16 protein-coding genes and 1 pseudogene are annotated in these 16,271 nt (G+C 35.4%); 14 read left to right on the top strand and 3 right to left on the bottom strand.

The annotated features are described in order from the left end of the window. Positions 1-188: 188 nt before the first annotated feature. Both A9G45_RS07335 and lpcA read right to left on the bottom strand, forming a co-directional pair. Positions 189-968: a class II glutamine amidotransferase gene (locus A9G45_RS07335; protein ID WP_065567671.1), complete on the bottom strand. Its 780-nt coding sequence runs from the start codon at positions 966-968 to the stop codon at positions 189-191. 1 nt (position 969) lies between these two features. After that, positions 970-1,548, bottom strand: coding sequence for a D-sedoheptulose 7-phosphate isomerase (gene lpcA / locus A9G45_RS07340; protein WP_065567672.1), 579 nt, complete (start codon positions 1,546-1,548; stop codon positions 970-972). Positions 1,549-1,958: 410 nt separating this feature from the next. Between lpcA and ribH the strand changes: the two genes are divergently transcribed. The 11 genes and pseudogenes from ribH to gorA all read left to right on the top strand — a co-directional run bounded on the left by ribH (position 1,959) and on the right by gorA (position 11,893). Next, the gene (ribH, locus tag A9G45_RS07345) at positions 1,959-2,429 is read left to right on the top strand and encodes a 6,7-dimethyl-8-ribityllumazine synthase (protein ID WP_065567673.1); all 471 of its coding nucleotides are present in this window, start codon (positions 1,959-1,961) and stop codon (positions 2,427-2,429) included. 4 nt (positions 2,430-2,433) lie between these two features. After that, entirely contained in the window at positions 2,434-2,853 is a 420-nt protein-coding gene (nusB, locus tag A9G45_RS07350) for a transcription antitermination factor NusB (protein WP_065567674.1), read from the top strand. 21 nt (positions 2,854-2,874) lie between these two features. After that, the gene (locus A9G45_RS07355) at positions 2,875-3,924 is read left to right on the top strand and encodes a TrmH family RNA methyltransferase (protein WP_065567675.1); all 1,050 of its coding nucleotides are present in this window, start codon (positions 2,875-2,877) and stop codon (positions 3,922-3,924) included. A 141-nt stretch (positions 3,925-4,065) separates the two neighbouring features. Further along, the gene (nadR, locus tag A9G45_RS07360; RefSeq protein ID WP_065567676.1) at positions 4,066-5,001 is read left to right on the top strand and encodes a multifunctional transcriptional regulator/nicotinamide-nucleotide adenylyltransferase/ribosylnicotinamide kinase NadR; all 936 of its coding nucleotides are present in this window, start codon (positions 4,066-4,068) and stop codon (positions 4,999-5,001) included. Between the two features lie 61 nt (positions 5,002-5,062). Further along, entirely contained in the window at positions 5,063-5,839 is a 777-nt protein-coding gene (gene ubiE / locus A9G45_RS07365; RefSeq protein ID WP_065567677.1) for a bifunctional demethylmenaquinone methyltransferase/2-methoxy-6-polyprenyl-1,4-benzoquinol methylase UbiE, read from the top strand. Positions 5,840-5,853: 14 nt separating this feature from the next. After that, positions 5,854-7,395 carry a ubiquinone biosynthesis regulatory protein kinase UbiB gene (ubiB, locus tag A9G45_RS07370; RefSeq protein ID WP_065567678.1) on the top strand — a complete coding sequence of 514 codons (1,542 nt, stop codon included), beginning with the start codon at positions 5,854-5,856 and terminating at the stop codon, positions 7,393-7,395. A 70-nt stretch (positions 7,396-7,465) separates the two neighbouring features. Beyond that, a complete protein-coding gene (gene tatA, locus A9G45_RS07375) occupies positions 7,466-7,684 on the top strand; it encodes a twin-arginine translocase TatA/TatE family subunit (protein ID WP_065567679.1) in 219 nt (72 codons plus the stop codon). Positions 7,685-7,687: 3 nt separating this feature from the next. Further along, a pseudogene (gene tatB, locus A9G45_RS07380) lies at positions 7,688-7,969 on the top strand (Sec-independent protein translocase protein TatB); the annotation flags it as partial. 56 nt (positions 7,970-8,025) lie between these two features. Then, a complete protein-coding gene (gene tatC / locus A9G45_RS07385; protein WP_065567681.1) occupies positions 8,026-8,793 on the top strand; it encodes a twin-arginine translocase subunit TatC in 768 nt (255 codons plus the stop codon). 49 nt (positions 8,794-8,842) lie between these two features. Next, complete coding sequence (gene hldE, locus A9G45_RS07390) at positions 8,843-10,267, top strand: bifunctional D-glycero-beta-D-manno-heptose-7-phosphate kinase/D-glycero-beta-D-manno-heptose 1-phosphate adenylyltransferase HldE (RefSeq protein WP_065567682.1); 1,425 nt, start codon at positions 8,843-8,845, stop codon at positions 10,265-10,267. Positions 10,268-10,540: 273 nt separating this feature from the next. Further along, complete coding sequence (gene gorA / locus A9G45_RS07395) at positions 10,541-11,893, top strand: glutathione-disulfide reductase (protein ID WP_065567683.1); 1,353 nt, start codon at positions 10,541-10,543, stop codon at positions 11,891-11,893. A gap of 79 nt (positions 11,894-11,972) precedes the next feature. Here the strand turns inward: gorA and A9G45_RS07400 are convergent, their stop codons facing one another. Then, on the bottom strand, positions 11,973-13,322 hold the full coding sequence (locus tag A9G45_RS07400; RefSeq protein ID WP_065567684.1) for an MFS transporter: 1,350 nt from the start codon (positions 13,320-13,322) through the stop codon (positions 11,973-11,975). A 238-nt stretch (positions 13,323-13,560) separates the two neighbouring features. Here A9G45_RS07400 and A9G45_RS07405 point away from each other — a divergent pair, with 238 nt between their 5' ends. The 3 genes from A9G45_RS07405 to mnmE all read left to right on the top strand — a co-directional run bounded on the left by A9G45_RS07405 (position 13,561) and on the right by mnmE (position 16,247). Further along, positions 13,561-14,130 carry a DNA-3-methyladenine glycosylase I gene (locus tag A9G45_RS07405; protein ID WP_065567685.1) on the top strand — a complete coding sequence of 190 codons (570 nt, stop codon included), beginning with the start codon at positions 13,561-13,563 and terminating at the stop codon, positions 14,128-14,130. A gap of 4 nt (positions 14,131-14,134) precedes the next feature. Then, positions 14,135-14,719 (top strand): YdcF family protein, encoded by a 585-nt coding sequence (locus A9G45_RS07410; protein WP_065567781.1) that lies wholly within the window; start codon positions 14,135-14,137, stop codon positions 14,717-14,719. A 166-nt stretch (positions 14,720-14,885) separates the two neighbouring features. Continuing rightward, on the top strand, positions 14,886-16,247 hold the full coding sequence (gene mnmE / locus A9G45_RS07415) for a tRNA uridine-5-carboxymethylaminomethyl(34) synthesis GTPase MnmE (protein ID WP_065567686.1): 1,362 nt from the start codon (positions 14,886-14,888) through the stop codon (positions 16,245-16,247). Positions 16,248-16,271: the final 24 nt, after the last annotated feature.

The following is a 16,271-nucleotide window of genomic DNA, read 5'->3' on the forward strand; positions in this document are numbered from 1 at the left end:
TAAAGTTTTAGCATAGCTTGTGGTGCAATTGCTAAATATTTTGACGCAAAAACAATAATAATAACTAGTATACTTTTACGATCTGATGGCATAGCTATTTCAAATCGACTTACCATAACCCCCTTTGGATTGCCTTAACGCTAGTAGATTTTTTGACGTCAGGATAATTATAAAAATGCCCCCCGTGATTAAGATAAGAAAGATTGGCTGATTTTTCCATTTCTAAATAAAATAGCTTCATTAACATCTAATTTAGCCCAGACTTCGTTTGAAGTTAAAGGCATTGTTGAAATAATAGTTACTACATCATTAGATGTGGTATGTTTTTGAAAGTCAATTTCAACATCTTCATCAATTAATTTTGCTTTACCAAATGGCGCTTTACGGGTTATCCAATGTAAATTAGTTGCACAATAAGCAAATACATATTGCCCATCAGAAAGCAACATATTAAATATACCAAGTTGACTTAACTGATTGGCACATTGTTTAATATATTTAAACAGTTCAAGATCATCGGTCGGTTGTTGCGAATATTTTTGGTGTAATTGATTTATTAAGTAGCAAAAAGCATATTCACTATCAGTTTCGCCGACAGGTTGAAATAGTCCTGTATCTAAATTTTGGTAATCAGTTAATTGCCCATTATGGGCAAAAGTCCAGTTCTTACCCCAAAGCTCACGAGTAAACGGATGGGTATTTTCCAGTGCGACACCACCGCGATTAGCTTGTCGAATATGGGCAATCACGGCTTTAGATTTAATGGGATATTCTTTTACCATTTTAGCAATAGGTGAATAGCTACAAGGCTCAGGATCTTTAAATGTTCGGCAACCTTTTCCTTCATAAAAGGTAATTCCCCAACCATCTTTGTGAGGACCTGTGTCCCCACCTCGTTTAATTAGGCTACTAAAACTAAAACAAATATCGGTTGGCACATTAGCGCTCATACCCAATAATTCACACATATTATTTTGACATTTCCTTTTCAATAAGAAGAATAAGAATATGAATTACTTTAATGTGGATTTCTTGTACACGATCGGCATAGCCAAAATGCGGAACACGAATATCAACATCGGCAAGCCCATTCATCTTCCCACCATCTTTACCGGTTAATGTAATGATTTTCATCCCTTTTTGTTTTGCTGCCTCAATGGCTTTAAGCACATTGGTTGAGTTCCCAGAGGTTGAAATACCTAAAAGTACATCACCTTTTTGACCTACACCTTCAATATAACGCGAAAAAATAAAATCAAACCCAAAATCATTACCCACACAGGAAATGTGACTTACATCAGATATAGCAATTGCAGGGTAAGCAGGGCGATTATCGCGAAAGCGGCCTGTTAACTCTTCAGCAAAATGCATCGCATCACAATGAGAACCGCCATTACCACATGATAAAACTTTACCGCCTTGTTTAAAGGAATCGGCAATTAAGATAGCCGCTTTTTGAATCTGCTCAAGATTTTTATCATCGGAAACGAAACTAGTTAAGACCTCAATGGCTTGGTTTAACTCATTACGAATATTGTCAATGTACACTAATACTTCCCCATCATTAAATAAATTTATTGTACTATTGTAATTTTTTCAAAATAGCTTGCAAGCGATAAAAATAAAATTACTTTTCTTGGCAAAAACTTTCAGGTAGATATATACATTAAGTACATATGTTTAAATATAAATGTTAAAGCCCAAATAAGTTAAAATAATGACTAACAGTTAAAGAGTGAAATAACAACAAAATTTAGATTAATTTTAAAATTAATAAATAATACATTTACAATAGCTAAATTTTTTCATTTATTTTAAATAATATCTTGGATAAAACTCAGTCGTAACGCTATTTGCCAATAGGATAAGTCTTTAATTCGTGATACAATTTAACAATTATTTTTTCGCTTAAGAAAAGAGTGAAAAGGCATTTAAAATAGAATCAATAAGGAATGAATATGCAAACAATTGAAGGTAAAGTTGCTGCACCAAAAGCTACGGTTGCAATTGTAGTAGCACGATTTAATCATTTTATTAATGATAGCCTTGTCAATGGTGCAATTGATGCGTTAACACGCATTGGACAAGTTGATGATAAAAATATTACTGTTATTTGGGTTCCAGGTGCTTATGAAATTCCACTGGCTACTAAAGTTGCTGCACAGTCAAAGAAATATGATGCAATTGTAGCGCTAGGTACGGTTATTCGTGGCAGTACGGCACATTTTGATTTTGTTGCTGGTGAATCAAGTTCAGGATTATTAAGTGCAAGTTTAGATAACACTATTCCAGTTGGATTCGGTATTTTAACTACCGAAAGTATAGAACAAGCTATTGAACGTGCAGGCACAAAAGCTGGCAACAAAGGTGCTGAAGCGGCATTAACTGCACTGGAAATGCTAAATATTATTAAAGCAATTAAGGAGTAATTTAGTGGCATTAGTTAATCCTCGTCGTCGAGCAAGAGAATGCGCAGTGCAAGCCATTTACTCTTGGCAAGTTTCTAGAAACGATCTTGCTGATGTTGAGACAAGTTTTATTGCGGAACAAGATATGAAAGGCGTTGATGCTAAGTATTTTCGTGAGCTATTAAATGGTGTAGCCAAAAATACCAGCGAATTAGATGACAAAATGACGCCTTATCTCACTGAACGTTCGATTAATGAGTTAGGCCAAGTAGAATTAGCCATACTTAGAATCGCACTGTATGAATTAATAAAACGTCAAGATGTACCTTATAAAGTTGTGATTAATGAAGCTATCGATTTAACTAAAACATTTGGTGCTGCAGATAGCCATAAATTTGTTAATGGTGTATTAGATAAAATAGCCCCAACCATTCGTACTCGATAACCAATTAATTATGAGATTGATATGAACAATAATACCGAAAAAAGCAAACCTACTATTTTTTATGCCAAAAATAGCGAATCTAAAAAGCCTTTTCGTTCAGCGACTAAAAAAACGACTGGCTGGAAAAGTAAAGATGACTCATTTCAAGTAAAACCTAAACGCGATCGTCATGATCGTATTGAAACATTCAAACCTAGAAATGATAAATCTGCATTTGCAAAAAAGAGTTTTATTGTTGATCTTAATCAATCTAAATTGCCTATTGAGAATGAATCACCATGGCAAAAAAAGCTTCGTACAAATGAACAAACTCCAACTTTTGGTTATGATGGATATCGCCAACGTAAAGAAGAAACGTTAGTTTATAGCGAAAATAGTTGTAAGGCAGTATTCAAACATCGTCGCACAGCAATTGTTAAATTATTTATTACTCAAGAGATGACTTATCAATTTAAAGAGTTAATTGAGTGGCTCGTTAAACAACGCTTAGGTTATGATGTAGTCTCTAGCGAACAGATTGGTAAAATAACCCAAACGCAACATCATGGTGGCGTATGTTTAATTGTTAAAAAACGTATACCACTTACGTTATTGGATTATCTAGAAAACAATAGCGATAAAGATCATGATTGTGTTTTAGCGATTGATGATGTCAATAATCCCCATAATCTTGGTGGGTTAATTCGTAGTGCCGCTTTTTATGGCGTTAATGGTGTCATGTTACGCCAAACAAATTTACTTGATAGCGGTGCTGCTATGCGTGTGGCTGAAGGTGGCGTTGAAGCTGTTGAGTCAATTAAAAGTGATGATTTTGTGGCCTCAATAGATATGCTTAAGCAACATGGCTATCAAGTTATTGCCCTATTACCTTGTCAAGTAAAGTCAATTACATCCAGCGAATTGCACCAAATCCATTTTAATAAAAAAGTTGCGGTAGTCATATTTCAACAAATTAATATGAAACTAATTAACAGCGCTAATATTGTTGTACATCTAAAAGGCAATGATAACATGTCCGCATTAAATATTTCGGTTGCAACGGGTGTTTTATTATCGAACTTACATAAGTAAATTAATATTTTTACTATCAATGAGTTATTGATAAAAAACTATTTTACTCATTGATAAAATATATCAAATAGCATCATTTGGTTAGAAATTGCTTTTTTTTTCTGTAAATTGTACTAGTTTTTATATATTTTGGTATGCGTCATGACTTTTAAGCATAAAGTTGGTTTAATTTTTGGGAAGTTTTATCCTTTACATTGTGGTCATATTTATCTAATTGAAAAAGCGATGAACCAAGTTGATGTATTACATATCTTTTTGGGATGTGAAGCATCGCGTGATAAGCAACTATTTAATCAAAGCCGTTTACCAAAACAACCACAAATAAGTGACCGCTTTTCATGGTTAAAAGAAACATTTAAAGATCGCCATAATATTCATATCCATGTACTTGATGAGGCTGGCATCGAGTTTTACCCAAATGGTTGGCAAGATTGGAGCGATCGGGTAAAACAAATTCTTGCTGAGCATAAAATTAAGCCCAATGTGGTATTTACTAGCGAGCCACAAGATGTTAATAACCATAAGTTCTATTTTGATTGCCCAGCCGTTATTGTTGATGCTAATCGAGAATTTATTAACATTAGTGCAACACAAATCCGCCAAAATCCATATAAAAACTGGAATTTTATTGCACAAGCAGCAAAACCTTTTTTTGTAAAAAAAGTGGCTATTATTGGCCAAGGTCGTTTTTGTGACTTACCACTCCAATTTGCTAATATTTATAATACTCAATACGTGCCCAATGGCTATATTAATTATATTGAACGAGAAATTTCAATCCAACATAATAAACGTTATTTGAGCGAATCCGATTATATGAAAATTGCAATGTTACACGTTGAACGAATTGCAAAAGCCGTTGAAACATCAAATAAACTTGTTTTTACTTCAATCGATTTTGAAACACTTGCACAATATTACAGTCAAATTTTTAAAAAAAATAATGATGTTTTAAGAGCCTTAAAAGAAAGTTGTCATTTTGATTTAGTCATTCATGAAAAAGATTTAAATCCTCAATCCTCGCAACTTGAATATTTTGAAACTGTTTCAAAGAAGATTGAAGCATTATTGATTTAGTTCATCACATTTATTATGGCTTATGCTAAAATAAGCCAATTATTTGTGATAGGTAAATTTTATGTCTCAATCTTCTGACAAACAAGACAATACAAATCAAGAAAAAATTGATTTTGGTTACACTCAAGTTCCAAAACAAGAAAAAGTAAAACGTGTTGCTGAAGTATTTCACTCTGTTGCCGATAAATATGATGTTATGAATGATCTTATGTCATTTGGCATTCACCGAATTTGGAAAAAAATCACCATTGAGTATAGCAGTGTGCGTAAAGGTCAAAAAGTTTTAGATCTAGCAGGTGGCACAGGTGATTTAACGGCAAAATTCTCGCAACTTGTTGGTGATAGCGGATTAGTTGTCTTAGCTGATATAAACGAATCAATGTTAAAAGTTGGGCGAGATAAACTACGAGACAAAGGCTTATTTAAAAATATCGAATATGTACAAGCTAATGCCGAGGAGTTACCCTTTGCGGATAACTATTTTGATTGTATAACCATCTCATTTGGCTTGCGCAATGTCACTGATAAAGAAAAGGCTTTACGCTCTATATGGCGAGTATTAAAACCCGGTGGGCGCTTATTAATCCTTGAGTTTTCTAAACCGCAATATCAGATCCTAAATAAAGCTTACGACTTATATTCATTTACTATGTTACCGTTAATGGGCAAAATTGTGGCAAATGATTCTGAAAGTTATCGCTATTTAGCCGAATCAATTCGAATGCATCCTGATCAAAATACACTGAAAAGAATGATGGAAGATGCAGGATTTGTTGATGTGAAATACCACAACATGACAGGTGGCATTGTAGCTTTACATATTGGCTTTAAATTTTGATGCGATAAAAAATAATGACCTTTTTTCGACTTTATAAAATACTTGCGATATTTCGTGCTTATCGATTAGATGAATTGTTACCAAAACACCATTTAGTAAGGTGGCCACGGTTGGTTTTAAAGTGTTTATTTTGGATTAGACCCAAAGCTAAACATCAAGAAATTGGTGAGCGATTACGTCAAGCGCTACAGGAGCTCGGCCCCGTATGGGTAAAGTTTGGGCAGATGGTTTCAACTCGACGCGATATTTTACCTAAACACATTGCAGATTCGCTGACCAAATTGCAAGATCACGTTGCTCCTTTTGATGGACAAATTGCTAAACAGCTTATTGAATCGGCATTAGGTCAAACAATAGATTATTATTTTTCCCATTTTGATGAAAAACCATTAGCATCAGCATCGATTGCCCAAGTCCATACAGCAATATTAAAGCGTAGCCAAGCTGAAGTTATTATTAAAGTATTACGCCCTAATATTTTACCTATTATTGAAGCTGATATACGTTTAATGTATTGGGTAGCTAAACAATTTACCAAGCGCATAAAATCAGGCGAAAAATTGCGAGCTGTTGAAATAGTGCGTGATTATGAAATCACGCTATTAAAAGAGTTAGATTTACAAAAAGAAGCTTACAACACGATTAGATTGCGCGATAATTTTATTAATAGTGATATCTTATATATTCCTTATGTATATCATGACCTTTGTCGAAAAAATGTGTTAGTTGAAGAACGAATTAAAGGTATACCTATCTCAAATATTGAGCAGCTTAAGCAAAATAACGTCAATATGAAATTACTAGCAGAACGAGGTGTTCAGGCATTTTTTACCCAATTATTTCGTGATAACTTTTTCCATGCAGATATGCATCCCGGTAATATTTTTGTCGATATTACCGAACCACAAAACCCTCGTTATATTGGCATTGATTGTGCCATTATTGGTATATTGACTGAGGATGATCAACGTTATCTTGCTGAAAACTTTTTAGCCTTTTTTAATCGAGATTATCGCAAAATAGCCCAAATCTATATCACATCAGGCTGGGTGCCAGAAACAACTGATGTTGTAGCACTTGAAATGGCAATGCGTAACGTCTGTGAACCTGCATTTGCAAAACCTCTTGCCCAAATTTCATTTTCACAAATTTTGTTACAATTATTTCAAGTTGCTCGCCAATTTGAAATGGATATTCAACCCCAATTAACTCTGCTTGAAAAAACGTTATTTTATATTGAAGGGCTAGGTCGCCAGCTTTATCCTGAACTAGATTTATGGAAAACAGCAAAACCATTTTTAGAAAAATGGTATCAAGATAAATATAGCGCAAAAAAAATACTACAACAAACTTGGCAATCATTACCCGCGTGGCAAACTATGTTGCCAAAGTTACCCGAAAAATTAAATAACTATGAACGAATCAGTAAACAAATGAGTGCCCAACTAACACAAATTACTCAAGAATTACAGCTTAGTAAAAAGCGTGAACGGAATCTATATAAAATGATGGGGTTAGTGTGTGCATTATGTATTATTATATTGGTTTCACATTAAGCTGATTGTCTTGGGAATATTATAATTTGCGTGTATAATTTGGTTATTTACCTCATCGGAGATAATTATCATGATGCCAAGCTTACCTCAACTTTTAATATTAATTGCGGTTGTTGTATTGTTATTTGGAACAAAAAAATTACGTTCATTGGGCTCCGATCTTGGCGAATCAATTAAAGGTTTTAAGAAAGCAATGAATGATGATGACGATAAAAAAGATGCTGATAATTCAAAAAAATCTGAAAATATCGATTCATCTGATGCTAATAATCAGAGCAAAAAAGAGTAAACCGTGTTTGATATTAGTTTTGGTCAATTATTATTAGTTTTAATTATTGGTCTGGTGGTTTTAGGGCCAGAACGGCTACCCATTGCGATAAAAACAGTTACAGGGTGGATAAAAGTGCTACGCCGAATGTCTGCTACGGTACAATTAGAGCTGAATAAAGAGCTCAAACTGCAAGAGTTGCAAGCCAGCTTAAAAAAGGCCGAACAAAGTGGTTTAAAAACACTTACACCCGAAATTCAAGAATCTATTGATGATTTAAAACGTGTAACCGAATCCTTACAAAAAGAAATCGATTCCGCCACAAAAATTGATACAGAAACTCGTACAGATAAAAATACACCATGACAGACAACGCTACTCAACCATTAATTGGACATCTTGTTGAACTTAGAACACGGCTTTTACGGTGTATTATCTGTATTTTGCTGGTATTAATTTGCTTGCTTTATTTTTCCAATGATATTTATCATATTGTGGCAAATCCGCTTATGAGTCAATTGCCACAAGGCAGTAATATGATAGCAACGGATATTGCAGCACCATTTTTTACACCAATTAAGTTAACAGTTGTAGTGGCGATCTTTATTTCAATTCCTTATGTGCTATATCAAATTTGGGGATTTATTGCCCCAGCGTTATATCAACATGAGAAACGTCTGGTTATGCCGTTAATTGTATCAAGCACGATTCTTTTTTATCTTGGTATAGCATTTGCTTACTTCGCTGTGTTTCCATTAGCGTTTTACTTCTTTATCCATACCGCACCGATCGATGTGGCGATTAATACTGATATTACCAAGTATCTTGATTTTGTAATGACACTCTTTATTGTCTTTGGATTTGCTTTCGAAGTGCCAGTTGCTATTATTTTGCTTTGTTGGACAGGAATAACTACACCAAAAAGTTTACGAAACAAGCGACCATATATTATTGTTGGGGTATTTGCTGTTGCTATGTTTGTTACCCCTCCAGACGTATTTTCACAAATACTATTAGCTGTACCCATTTGTTTACTATTTGAAATTGGCACTTTTTTTGCCCGTTTTTATCAACCGCGCAAAAATGACGAAATGGAAGATGACAACAGCCATGATTTTGATGAGACATAAACAAATATAGAATGAGTAAACTGAAAATAACTAAGGATAACGAGTCATAATGAAAGTATCATTACCTGATTTTAATTGCGCCAATGTATTAGTGGTGGGCGATATTATGTTGGATCGCTATTGGTATGGGGGAACGAATCGTATATCGCCCGAAGCGCCAGTACCGGTAGTTAAAATTGACTCGTTAGAAGAACGACCTGGTGGTGCTGCCAATGTGGCTATGAATATTACTTCTCTTTGCGGTAATGTACGCCTAATTGGCCTAACAGGCATAGATGAACCAGCAAAAATTCTTAATGAACAATTAAGTGGACATAAAGTTCAATGCGATTTTGTTTCTGTATCAACACATCCAACCATAACAAAGTTACGCGTTCTATCACGTAATCAACAATTGATTCGTATTGATTTTGAAGAAGGATTTAACAATATTGATGCAACGCCTCTTCTAGAGCGTATTCAAACAGCATTAACGACCCATAAAGTTTTGGTACTGTCGGATTATGCCAAAGGTGCGTTATCTGCTGTTCAATCAATGATTAAGCTTGCTAATCATGCCAATGTGCCTATCTTAGTCGATCCAAAAGGAACCGATTTTGAGCGTTACCGCGGGGCGACATTGTTAACCCCAAACATGTCAGAATTTGAAGCAGTAGTCGGACATTGTAAAACTGAAGAAGAGATTGTTGAAAAAGGTTATCAACTCATCAAACAATATGATCTAAAAGCCTTACTAGTAACACGTAGCGAAAAAGGCATGACATTATTACAGTTAGATAAACCAATTTACCACTTACCAACTCAAGCAAAAGAAGTCTTTGACGTAACAGGAGCTGGCGATACAGTAATCGCTACATTAGCTGCAGCATTAGCTGCTGGTCAATCTTTAGAAGAAAGTTGTTTCTTAGCAAATGTCGCAGCGGGTGTGGTTGTTGGTAAACTAGGTACTTCAACTGTTTCACAAGTTGAATTGAGTAATGCCATTCGAGCCCGTGCCAATGACGGTTTTGGAGTAATGACAGAAGAAGAGCTTAAAGAAGAAATCAAAAAAGCGCGTATGCGTGGCGAAAAAATTGTTATGACCAATGGTTGTTTTGATATTTTACACGCAGGACATGTTTCTTACCTTGCTAATGCGCGTAAACTAGGTGACCGTTTAATTGTAGCAGTGAATAGTGATGCTTCGGTTAAACAATTAAAAGGGGAATCCAGACCCATTAATCCGCTAATGCAACGTATGATTGTACTTGGTGCACTTAATTCAGTTGACTGGGTTGTACCGTTTGAAGAAGAAACACCACAACGTTTAATTGCAAGTATCTTACCTGATGTCTTAGTCAAAGGCGGTGATTATAAACCCGAAAATATTGCCGGCGGTAAAGAGGTCATTGAAGCAGGCGGCACAGTTAAAGTCCTCAATTTTGAAGATGGCTGTTCAACCACCAATATTATTAATGCAATAAAAAATCGCTAAATTAACAAATCTTATCGGTTGCTTCAGTGTGCCGCTGATAAGATTTATAATCCGATATTAATACACTTGCTTATTATTCTATTTTACGCATTTCTTGGAAAATCGTGTTAACGCTAAGCACCATTTTTAGTAACTGACTAATAAAATATTAACAATTATTAGTATGATCAATCGTTAATAACTATTATTAAATTTTAGAATGAATACTTTTTTTATCTTGCGATTTATGTAAAGCTAATAGCTAACTAATGAAAATTGTATTAAGGATATTTAATGACCAAACATTATGATTATATAGCTATCGGTGGTGGTAGTGGAGGGATTGCATCTGTTAACCGAGCGGCATCCTATGGAAAAAAGTGTGCACTAATTGAAGCAAAATTATTGGGTGGAACCTGTGTTAATGTTGGTTGTGTACCCAAAAAAGTCATGTGGTATGGTGCACAAATTGCTGAAGCCATTAACCATTATGGCCCTGACTATGGTTTTAATACTACCATTAATCAATTCAGCTGGGACAAATTAATTGCAAGTCGAAATGCTTATATTGATAGAATCCATCAATCTTATGATCGTGTCCTTAATAACAATAACGTTGATGTTATTCATGGTTATGCTAAGTTCGTTGATGCTCATACAGTTGAAGTCAATGGTGAACATTATAGTGCTGAACATATTTTGATTGCTGTGGGTGGTAAACCAAGTATTCCGAATATTCCCGGTGCTCAATATGGTATTACATCAGATGGCTTTTTTTCTCTAAAAACCTTACCCAAACGTGTAGCCGTTGTTGGAGCAGGATATATTGCTTGTGAAATTGCAAGCGTATTACATTCGCTGGGTGCACAAACACACCAATTTATTCGTAACGCTACGCCATTACGATCGTTTGACCCACTTATTATTGATACCTTAATGGAAGTGATCGCAACAGAAGGTCAACAATTGCATACTTTTGCCATTCCAAAATCAGTCACTAAAAATAGCGATAACTCATTAACATTAACTCTTGAAAATGGCGAAAGCTATATCGTCGATTGCTTAATTTGGGCCATTGGTCGTGAACCTGCGACCCATGGTATGAATTTACAAGCAGCAGGCATTGCTGTTGATAGTAAAGGTTTTGTGATCGTTGATAAATACCAAAATACTAATATATCAGGAGTTTATTCAGTCGGTGATGATACAGGCGCAACAGCATTAACCCCTGTTGCGGTTGCTGCTGGACGTCGTTTATCAGAAAGGCTATTTAACAATAAACCTGATGAACATTTAGATTACAGTAATATTCCAACCGTAGTATTTACTCATCCGGCAATTGGTACCATAGGCTTAACAGAACCAGGCGCAATAAAACAATATGGTTCTGAAAATGTAAAAGTTTATCAATCAACATTTACAGCAATGTATACCGCAGTTACTCAACATCGCCAACCATGTCGCATGAAGCTAGTTTGTGTAGGTAAAGATGAAAAAATCGTCGGTATTCATGGCATTGGTTATGGTATGGACGAAATACTACAAGGTTTTGCAGTAGCATTAAAAATGGGCGCTACTAAAAAAGACTTTGATAATACCGTGGCAATTCACCCAACCGCAGCTGAAGAGTTTGTCACAATGCGTTAATAGTATCAGTTATTGTGTAGTACACATTAAAATAAAAAGCAGGGTAAAAGCCCTGCTTTTTATTGGTTGTAGCTACTGATTAATGACCCGAGTTACTATTCCATCCCTGTTTTGCAAGTGGGTAGAAACCGACAGCAATCGCAATTAATGCCACAAAAGAGATATAAAGGCCTGCACCAAGATAACTATACTGACCTAATAAATGTTCAGGGCTTAATAGATAAATTGTTAAAGTCGGTGTAAAGGCACTAAATAGTGCATAAGCTAAATTGTAAGAAAACGATAAGCCAGAATAGCGAATAGCTGGAGGAAAAGTTCTCGTTCCAATAATTGGTGTCATGGCGATAGCCCCAATGAAAAGACCAAACGCAGCCCATGTCCAATAAAGTTGAGTTAACGATATTTCTGGGCTTAAGGAGCTATAAAAGTAGATGCTTGTAATAGCCAATCCACCCCAAGTAATGACAACGGTTTTAGTGGTACCTAACTTGTCTTCTAGCCAACCGGAAATAACACAGCCGATGGTTAATGTTAATGCTGCAATACAACCGCCAACACGCCAATCAAGGTTAGTAAAATGATACATTCCACCGACAATACGTCCGGGAGTAATTAAAATCCCCACCATAATTGCTGTTGATAACGACCAAGTTAGTAATGCAACAATCACACATGCTGTTTTGTGTTTCTGTAGCACTGTAACTACAGGAATATTTTTTTCGATAGCTTTACGGACGGCTAATTCTTTAAAAATAGGTGTTTCAGAGAGAAAACGTCTTAAATAAACTGAAATAATGCCAAAAATACCACCAATAATAAATGGAATACGCCAAGCATAATCTAAAATATTTTGTTTAGTAAAACAAAGATCAATAATAATAGTTACAATAAACCCAAGCAAAATACCACCAGTGATGCCAGAAGTTAATGTCCCTACACCAAGTCCATAACGTTGCTTTGGCACATGTTCAGCAATAAACACCCACGCGCCTGGCATTTCGCCACCTATAGCAGCGCCTTGTAGCATTCGCATTACTAACAATAATAGTGGTGCAAAAATGCCAATCATATCGTAAGTTGGCAATATACCAATGATAAATGTTGGTAGGGCCATCATAGCAACACTTAAGGTAAACATTTTTTTACGCCCAACTTTATCACCAAAGTGAGCCATAATAATGCCGCCAACAGGGCGAACTAAATAACCCGCAGCAAAAATACCCCAAGCAAACAAATCTAATGTTAATGGTGAAAGTGTATGCGGTAAAAAGAGTGGCTTGACGATGGTATCAATGTAAAGTGCATAGATAACAAAATCATAAAATTCTAATGTACCACCTAAAGAGGATAAAACTAACGTTTTAAAATCCTGACAAGTTAATGGTCGAGCACTAGGCTGCCATTCGGTGTTAATCTCAGACTGACTCATGGAAAACCTTATTATTAAATTAAGTTAAGTTAGAAAATAAAAAAATCTGTCTTTTATTGATTTAAGATAAAAATGAAAGTTTCATTCTGCCATAAAAAAAAGGCCTTTTTTTCATCATAAAAAAATTTAATGTATATAACAAATCAACTTATTTGATTTATAATTCAACCAATTTATGCTTAAAAAACACAAAGCGACATAAAGCATAATTAATAATAGATAAGCTAGGTAAAATTTGATGCAAAATAACGAGAAAGTACGTTGTGATTGGGTTTTGAATGATCCCATATATATTCATTACCACGATAACGAATGGGGCATTGTTCAACATAATAGCCTTAAATTATTTGAAATGATTTGCCTTGAAGGGCAACAAGCAGGGTTATCATGGATTACTGTTTTGAAAAAGCGTGATGAATATCGCCGTTGCTTTTTCAATTTTGACCCCAAAAAAATCATAAGATTGTCAACTGAAGATATTGAGCAATTACTTAAAAATAAAGGACTGATCCGTAATCGTTTAAAGTTAAATAGCATTGTCAAAAATGCCCATGCTTATTTAAATATGCAAAAAAAAGGGGAAGATTTCTCGCAATTTATCTGGTCTTTTGTAAACGGCAAGCCCATTATTAACCACTTTAAAGATAAAAGTGAAGTGCCTGTAAGCACCGAAGTATCTGACAACATGTCAAAGGAGTTAAAAAAAAGAGGCTTTAGTTTTGTTGGCTCCACAATTTGTTATGCTTTTATGCAATCAATGGGACTGGTTGATGATCATTTTCAGAATTGCTTTAAAAAAGGATGTTAATTTAATGAATATATTGAAGTTATTAAAGTATTCCGTAATTGCTATTTTAAGTTATTTTATTGTCTGTAATATTATTATTTTTATTTATGCACAACAAAAGCCCGTTGATAATGCTGAAACTATGGTTGTGTTAGGATCTCAAGTTGTCGGCACGCCAGCTACAGCGCCTTTAACTTTACAAATTCGTTTAGATATTGCTGCTACTTACTTACAAAATAATCTTCAAACTAAAGTCGTTGTTTGTGGTGGACAAGGTAAAGATGAATCAGCAAGTGAAGCCAGTGTGATGTTTAATTACTTAGTGAATAAAGGAATAGATGCTTCACGAATCTATATTGAAGATAAATCAACCCGAACTGCGCAACAATTCGTATACGCTAATCGCATTTTACCATTGGGAAAAACGATAGTTGTAACTAATGATTTTCATTTATTACGTTCAGTCATGCTGGCTAAACGCTCAGGACTTAATGATGTATCTGGATTGTCAGCGCCCTTGAGCTTTTCTAATTTTGATAAATATATTGCGATGATAAGAGAACCACTTGCTTTGGCTAATTCTTGGTTATTTGATCACCCTAAAAATTAAATTAGGTATGGTAGTTTTTAACAACTTATCAAATCTTTTGATTCTTTTATATATTTTTTATATATAGCTTATTCTTATCATCACTAGATAAGTAAGCAGTAGCTGTTTTTGGCATCTTGTCCATGATATTATGGCACATTGCTATTTAATTTAGAAATGAATACATATGAATTTAGATACTATCGTTGCACAGGCAACCCCACCTGGCCGTGGAGGTGTTGGGATTTTACGTATTTCGGGATCTCAAGCCCGAGCAGTAGCTCAATCTATATTGGGTAAATTACCTAAACCTCGCCACGCTGATTATTTACCTTTTTTAGCATCAGATGGTTCAACTTTAGATGAAGGTATCGCTTTATTTTTTCCAAATCCACATTCATTCACTGGCGAAGATGTGCTTGAGCTACAAGGGCATGGCGGGCCAGTTATTCTCGATTTATTGTTAAAACGAGTTCTGGAAGTGCCTAATGTCCGTATTGCACGCCCTGGTGAATTTTCAGAGCGCGCATTTTTAAATGATAAACTAGATCTTGCCCAAGCAGAAGCCATTGCTGATTTAATTGATGCAAGTTCGGAACAAGCAGCAAAATCTGCAATATCATCTTTGCAAGGTGTATTTTCTAAAAAAGTAAATACACTGGTTGAATCATTAATCCATTTACGCATTTTTACCGAAGCAGCAATTGATTTTCCTGAAGAAGAAATAGACTTTTTATCGGATGGTAAAATTGAGGCTCAGCTAAATGAAGTAATTACTCGCTTAGCTGAAGTTCGCCAAGAAGCTAAGCAAGGAACACTGTTACGAGAAGGAATGAAGGTAGTCATTGCTGGGCGCCCTAATGCAGGTAAATCCAGTTTGCTTAATGCACTAGCAGGGCGTGATGCCGCCATAGTGACTGATATAGCAGGAACGACCCGAGATGTACTACGTGAACATATTCATATCGATGGTATGCCGTTACATATTATTGACACCGCAGGTCTACGTGAAGCCAGTGATGAAGTGGAGCGAATTGGTATTGAGCGAGCTTGGCAAGAAATTGAACAAGCAGATAGAGTATTGTTTATGGTCGACAGCACAACAACGACCGAATCCAATCCCGAAAAATTATGGCCAGAATTTATTGAACGCTTACCTAAAAATTTGCCTGTTACTGTTATTCGCAATAAAGCAGATTTAACTGGCGAATCGCTAGGTTATAGCGAAGCAAATGGTTACTCGCAGATCCAACTATCTGCACGAACAGGTGAGGGAATAGAACTGCTACGTGATCATCTAAAACAAGCCATGGGCTATACCAGTAGTACCGAGGGAGGATTTTTAGCACGCCGCCGCCACCTACAAGCACTCGAAAAGGCAGCTCAGCACTTAAACAATGGCAAACATCAACTCGTTGTTTTTCATGCTGGTGAATTGTTAGCTGAAGAACTAAGGTTAGCTCAAGAAGCTTTAAGCGAAATCACGGGAGAATTTACCTCCAATGACTTATTAGGCCGTATATTTAGTTCGTTTTGTATTGGTAAGTAAATGAAATTAAAAAAATGAATAAAA

This window comes from Gilliamella sp. HK2 (assembly GCF_001690265.1).
Classification (GTDB): Bacteria; Pseudomonadota; Gammaproteobacteria; order Enterobacterales; family Orbaceae; genus Gilliamella; species Gilliamella apicola_C.

Coding starts and splice junctions, on each gene's coding strand:
- A9G45_RS07335 (WP_065567671.1), bottom strand. CDS start 968: ATGTGTGAATTATTGGGTATGAGCGCTAATGTGCCAACCGATATTTGT.
- ribH (WP_065567673.1), top strand. CDS start 1,959: ATGCAAACAATTGAAGGTAAAGTTGCTGCACCAAAAGCTACGGTTGCA.
- A9G45_RS07355 (WP_065567675.1), top strand. CDS start 2,875: ATGAACAATAATACCGAAAAAAGCAAACCTACTATTTTTTATGCCAAA.
- nadR (WP_065567676.1), top strand. CDS start 4,066: ATGACTTTTAAGCATAAAGTTGGTTTAATTTTTGGGAAGTTTTATCCT.
- ubiE (WP_065567677.1), top strand. CDS start 5,063: ATGTCTCAATCTTCTGACAAACAAGACAATACAAATCAAGAAAAAATT.
- ubiB (WP_065567678.1), top strand. CDS start 5,854: ATGACCTTTTTTCGACTTTATAAAATACTTGCGATATTTCGTGCTTAT.
- tatA (WP_065567679.1), top strand. CDS start 7,466: ATGATGCCAAGCTTACCTCAACTTTTAATATTAATTGCGGTTGTTGTA.
- tatC (WP_065567681.1), top strand. CDS start 8,026: ATGACAGACAACGCTACTCAACCATTAATTGGACATCTTGTTGAACTT.
- hldE (WP_065567682.1), top strand. CDS start 8,843: ATGAAAGTATCATTACCTGATTTTAATTGCGCCAATGTATTAGTGGTG.
- gorA (WP_065567683.1), top strand. CDS start 10,541: ATGACCAAACATTATGATTATATAGCTATCGGTGGTGGTAGTGGAGGG.
- A9G45_RS07400 (WP_065567684.1), bottom strand. CDS start 13,322: ATGAGTCAGTCTGAGATTAACACCGAATGGCAGCCTAGTGCTCGACCA.
- A9G45_RS07405 (WP_065567685.1), top strand. CDS start 13,561: ATGCAAAATAACGAGAAAGTACGTTGTGATTGGGTTTTGAATGATCCC.
- A9G45_RS07410 (WP_065567781.1), top strand. CDS start 14,135: ATGAATATATTGAAGTTATTAAAGTATTCCGTAATTGCTATTTTAAGT.
- mnmE (WP_065567686.1), top strand. CDS start 14,886: ATGAATTTAGATACTATCGTTGCACAGGCAACCCCACCTGGCCGTGGA.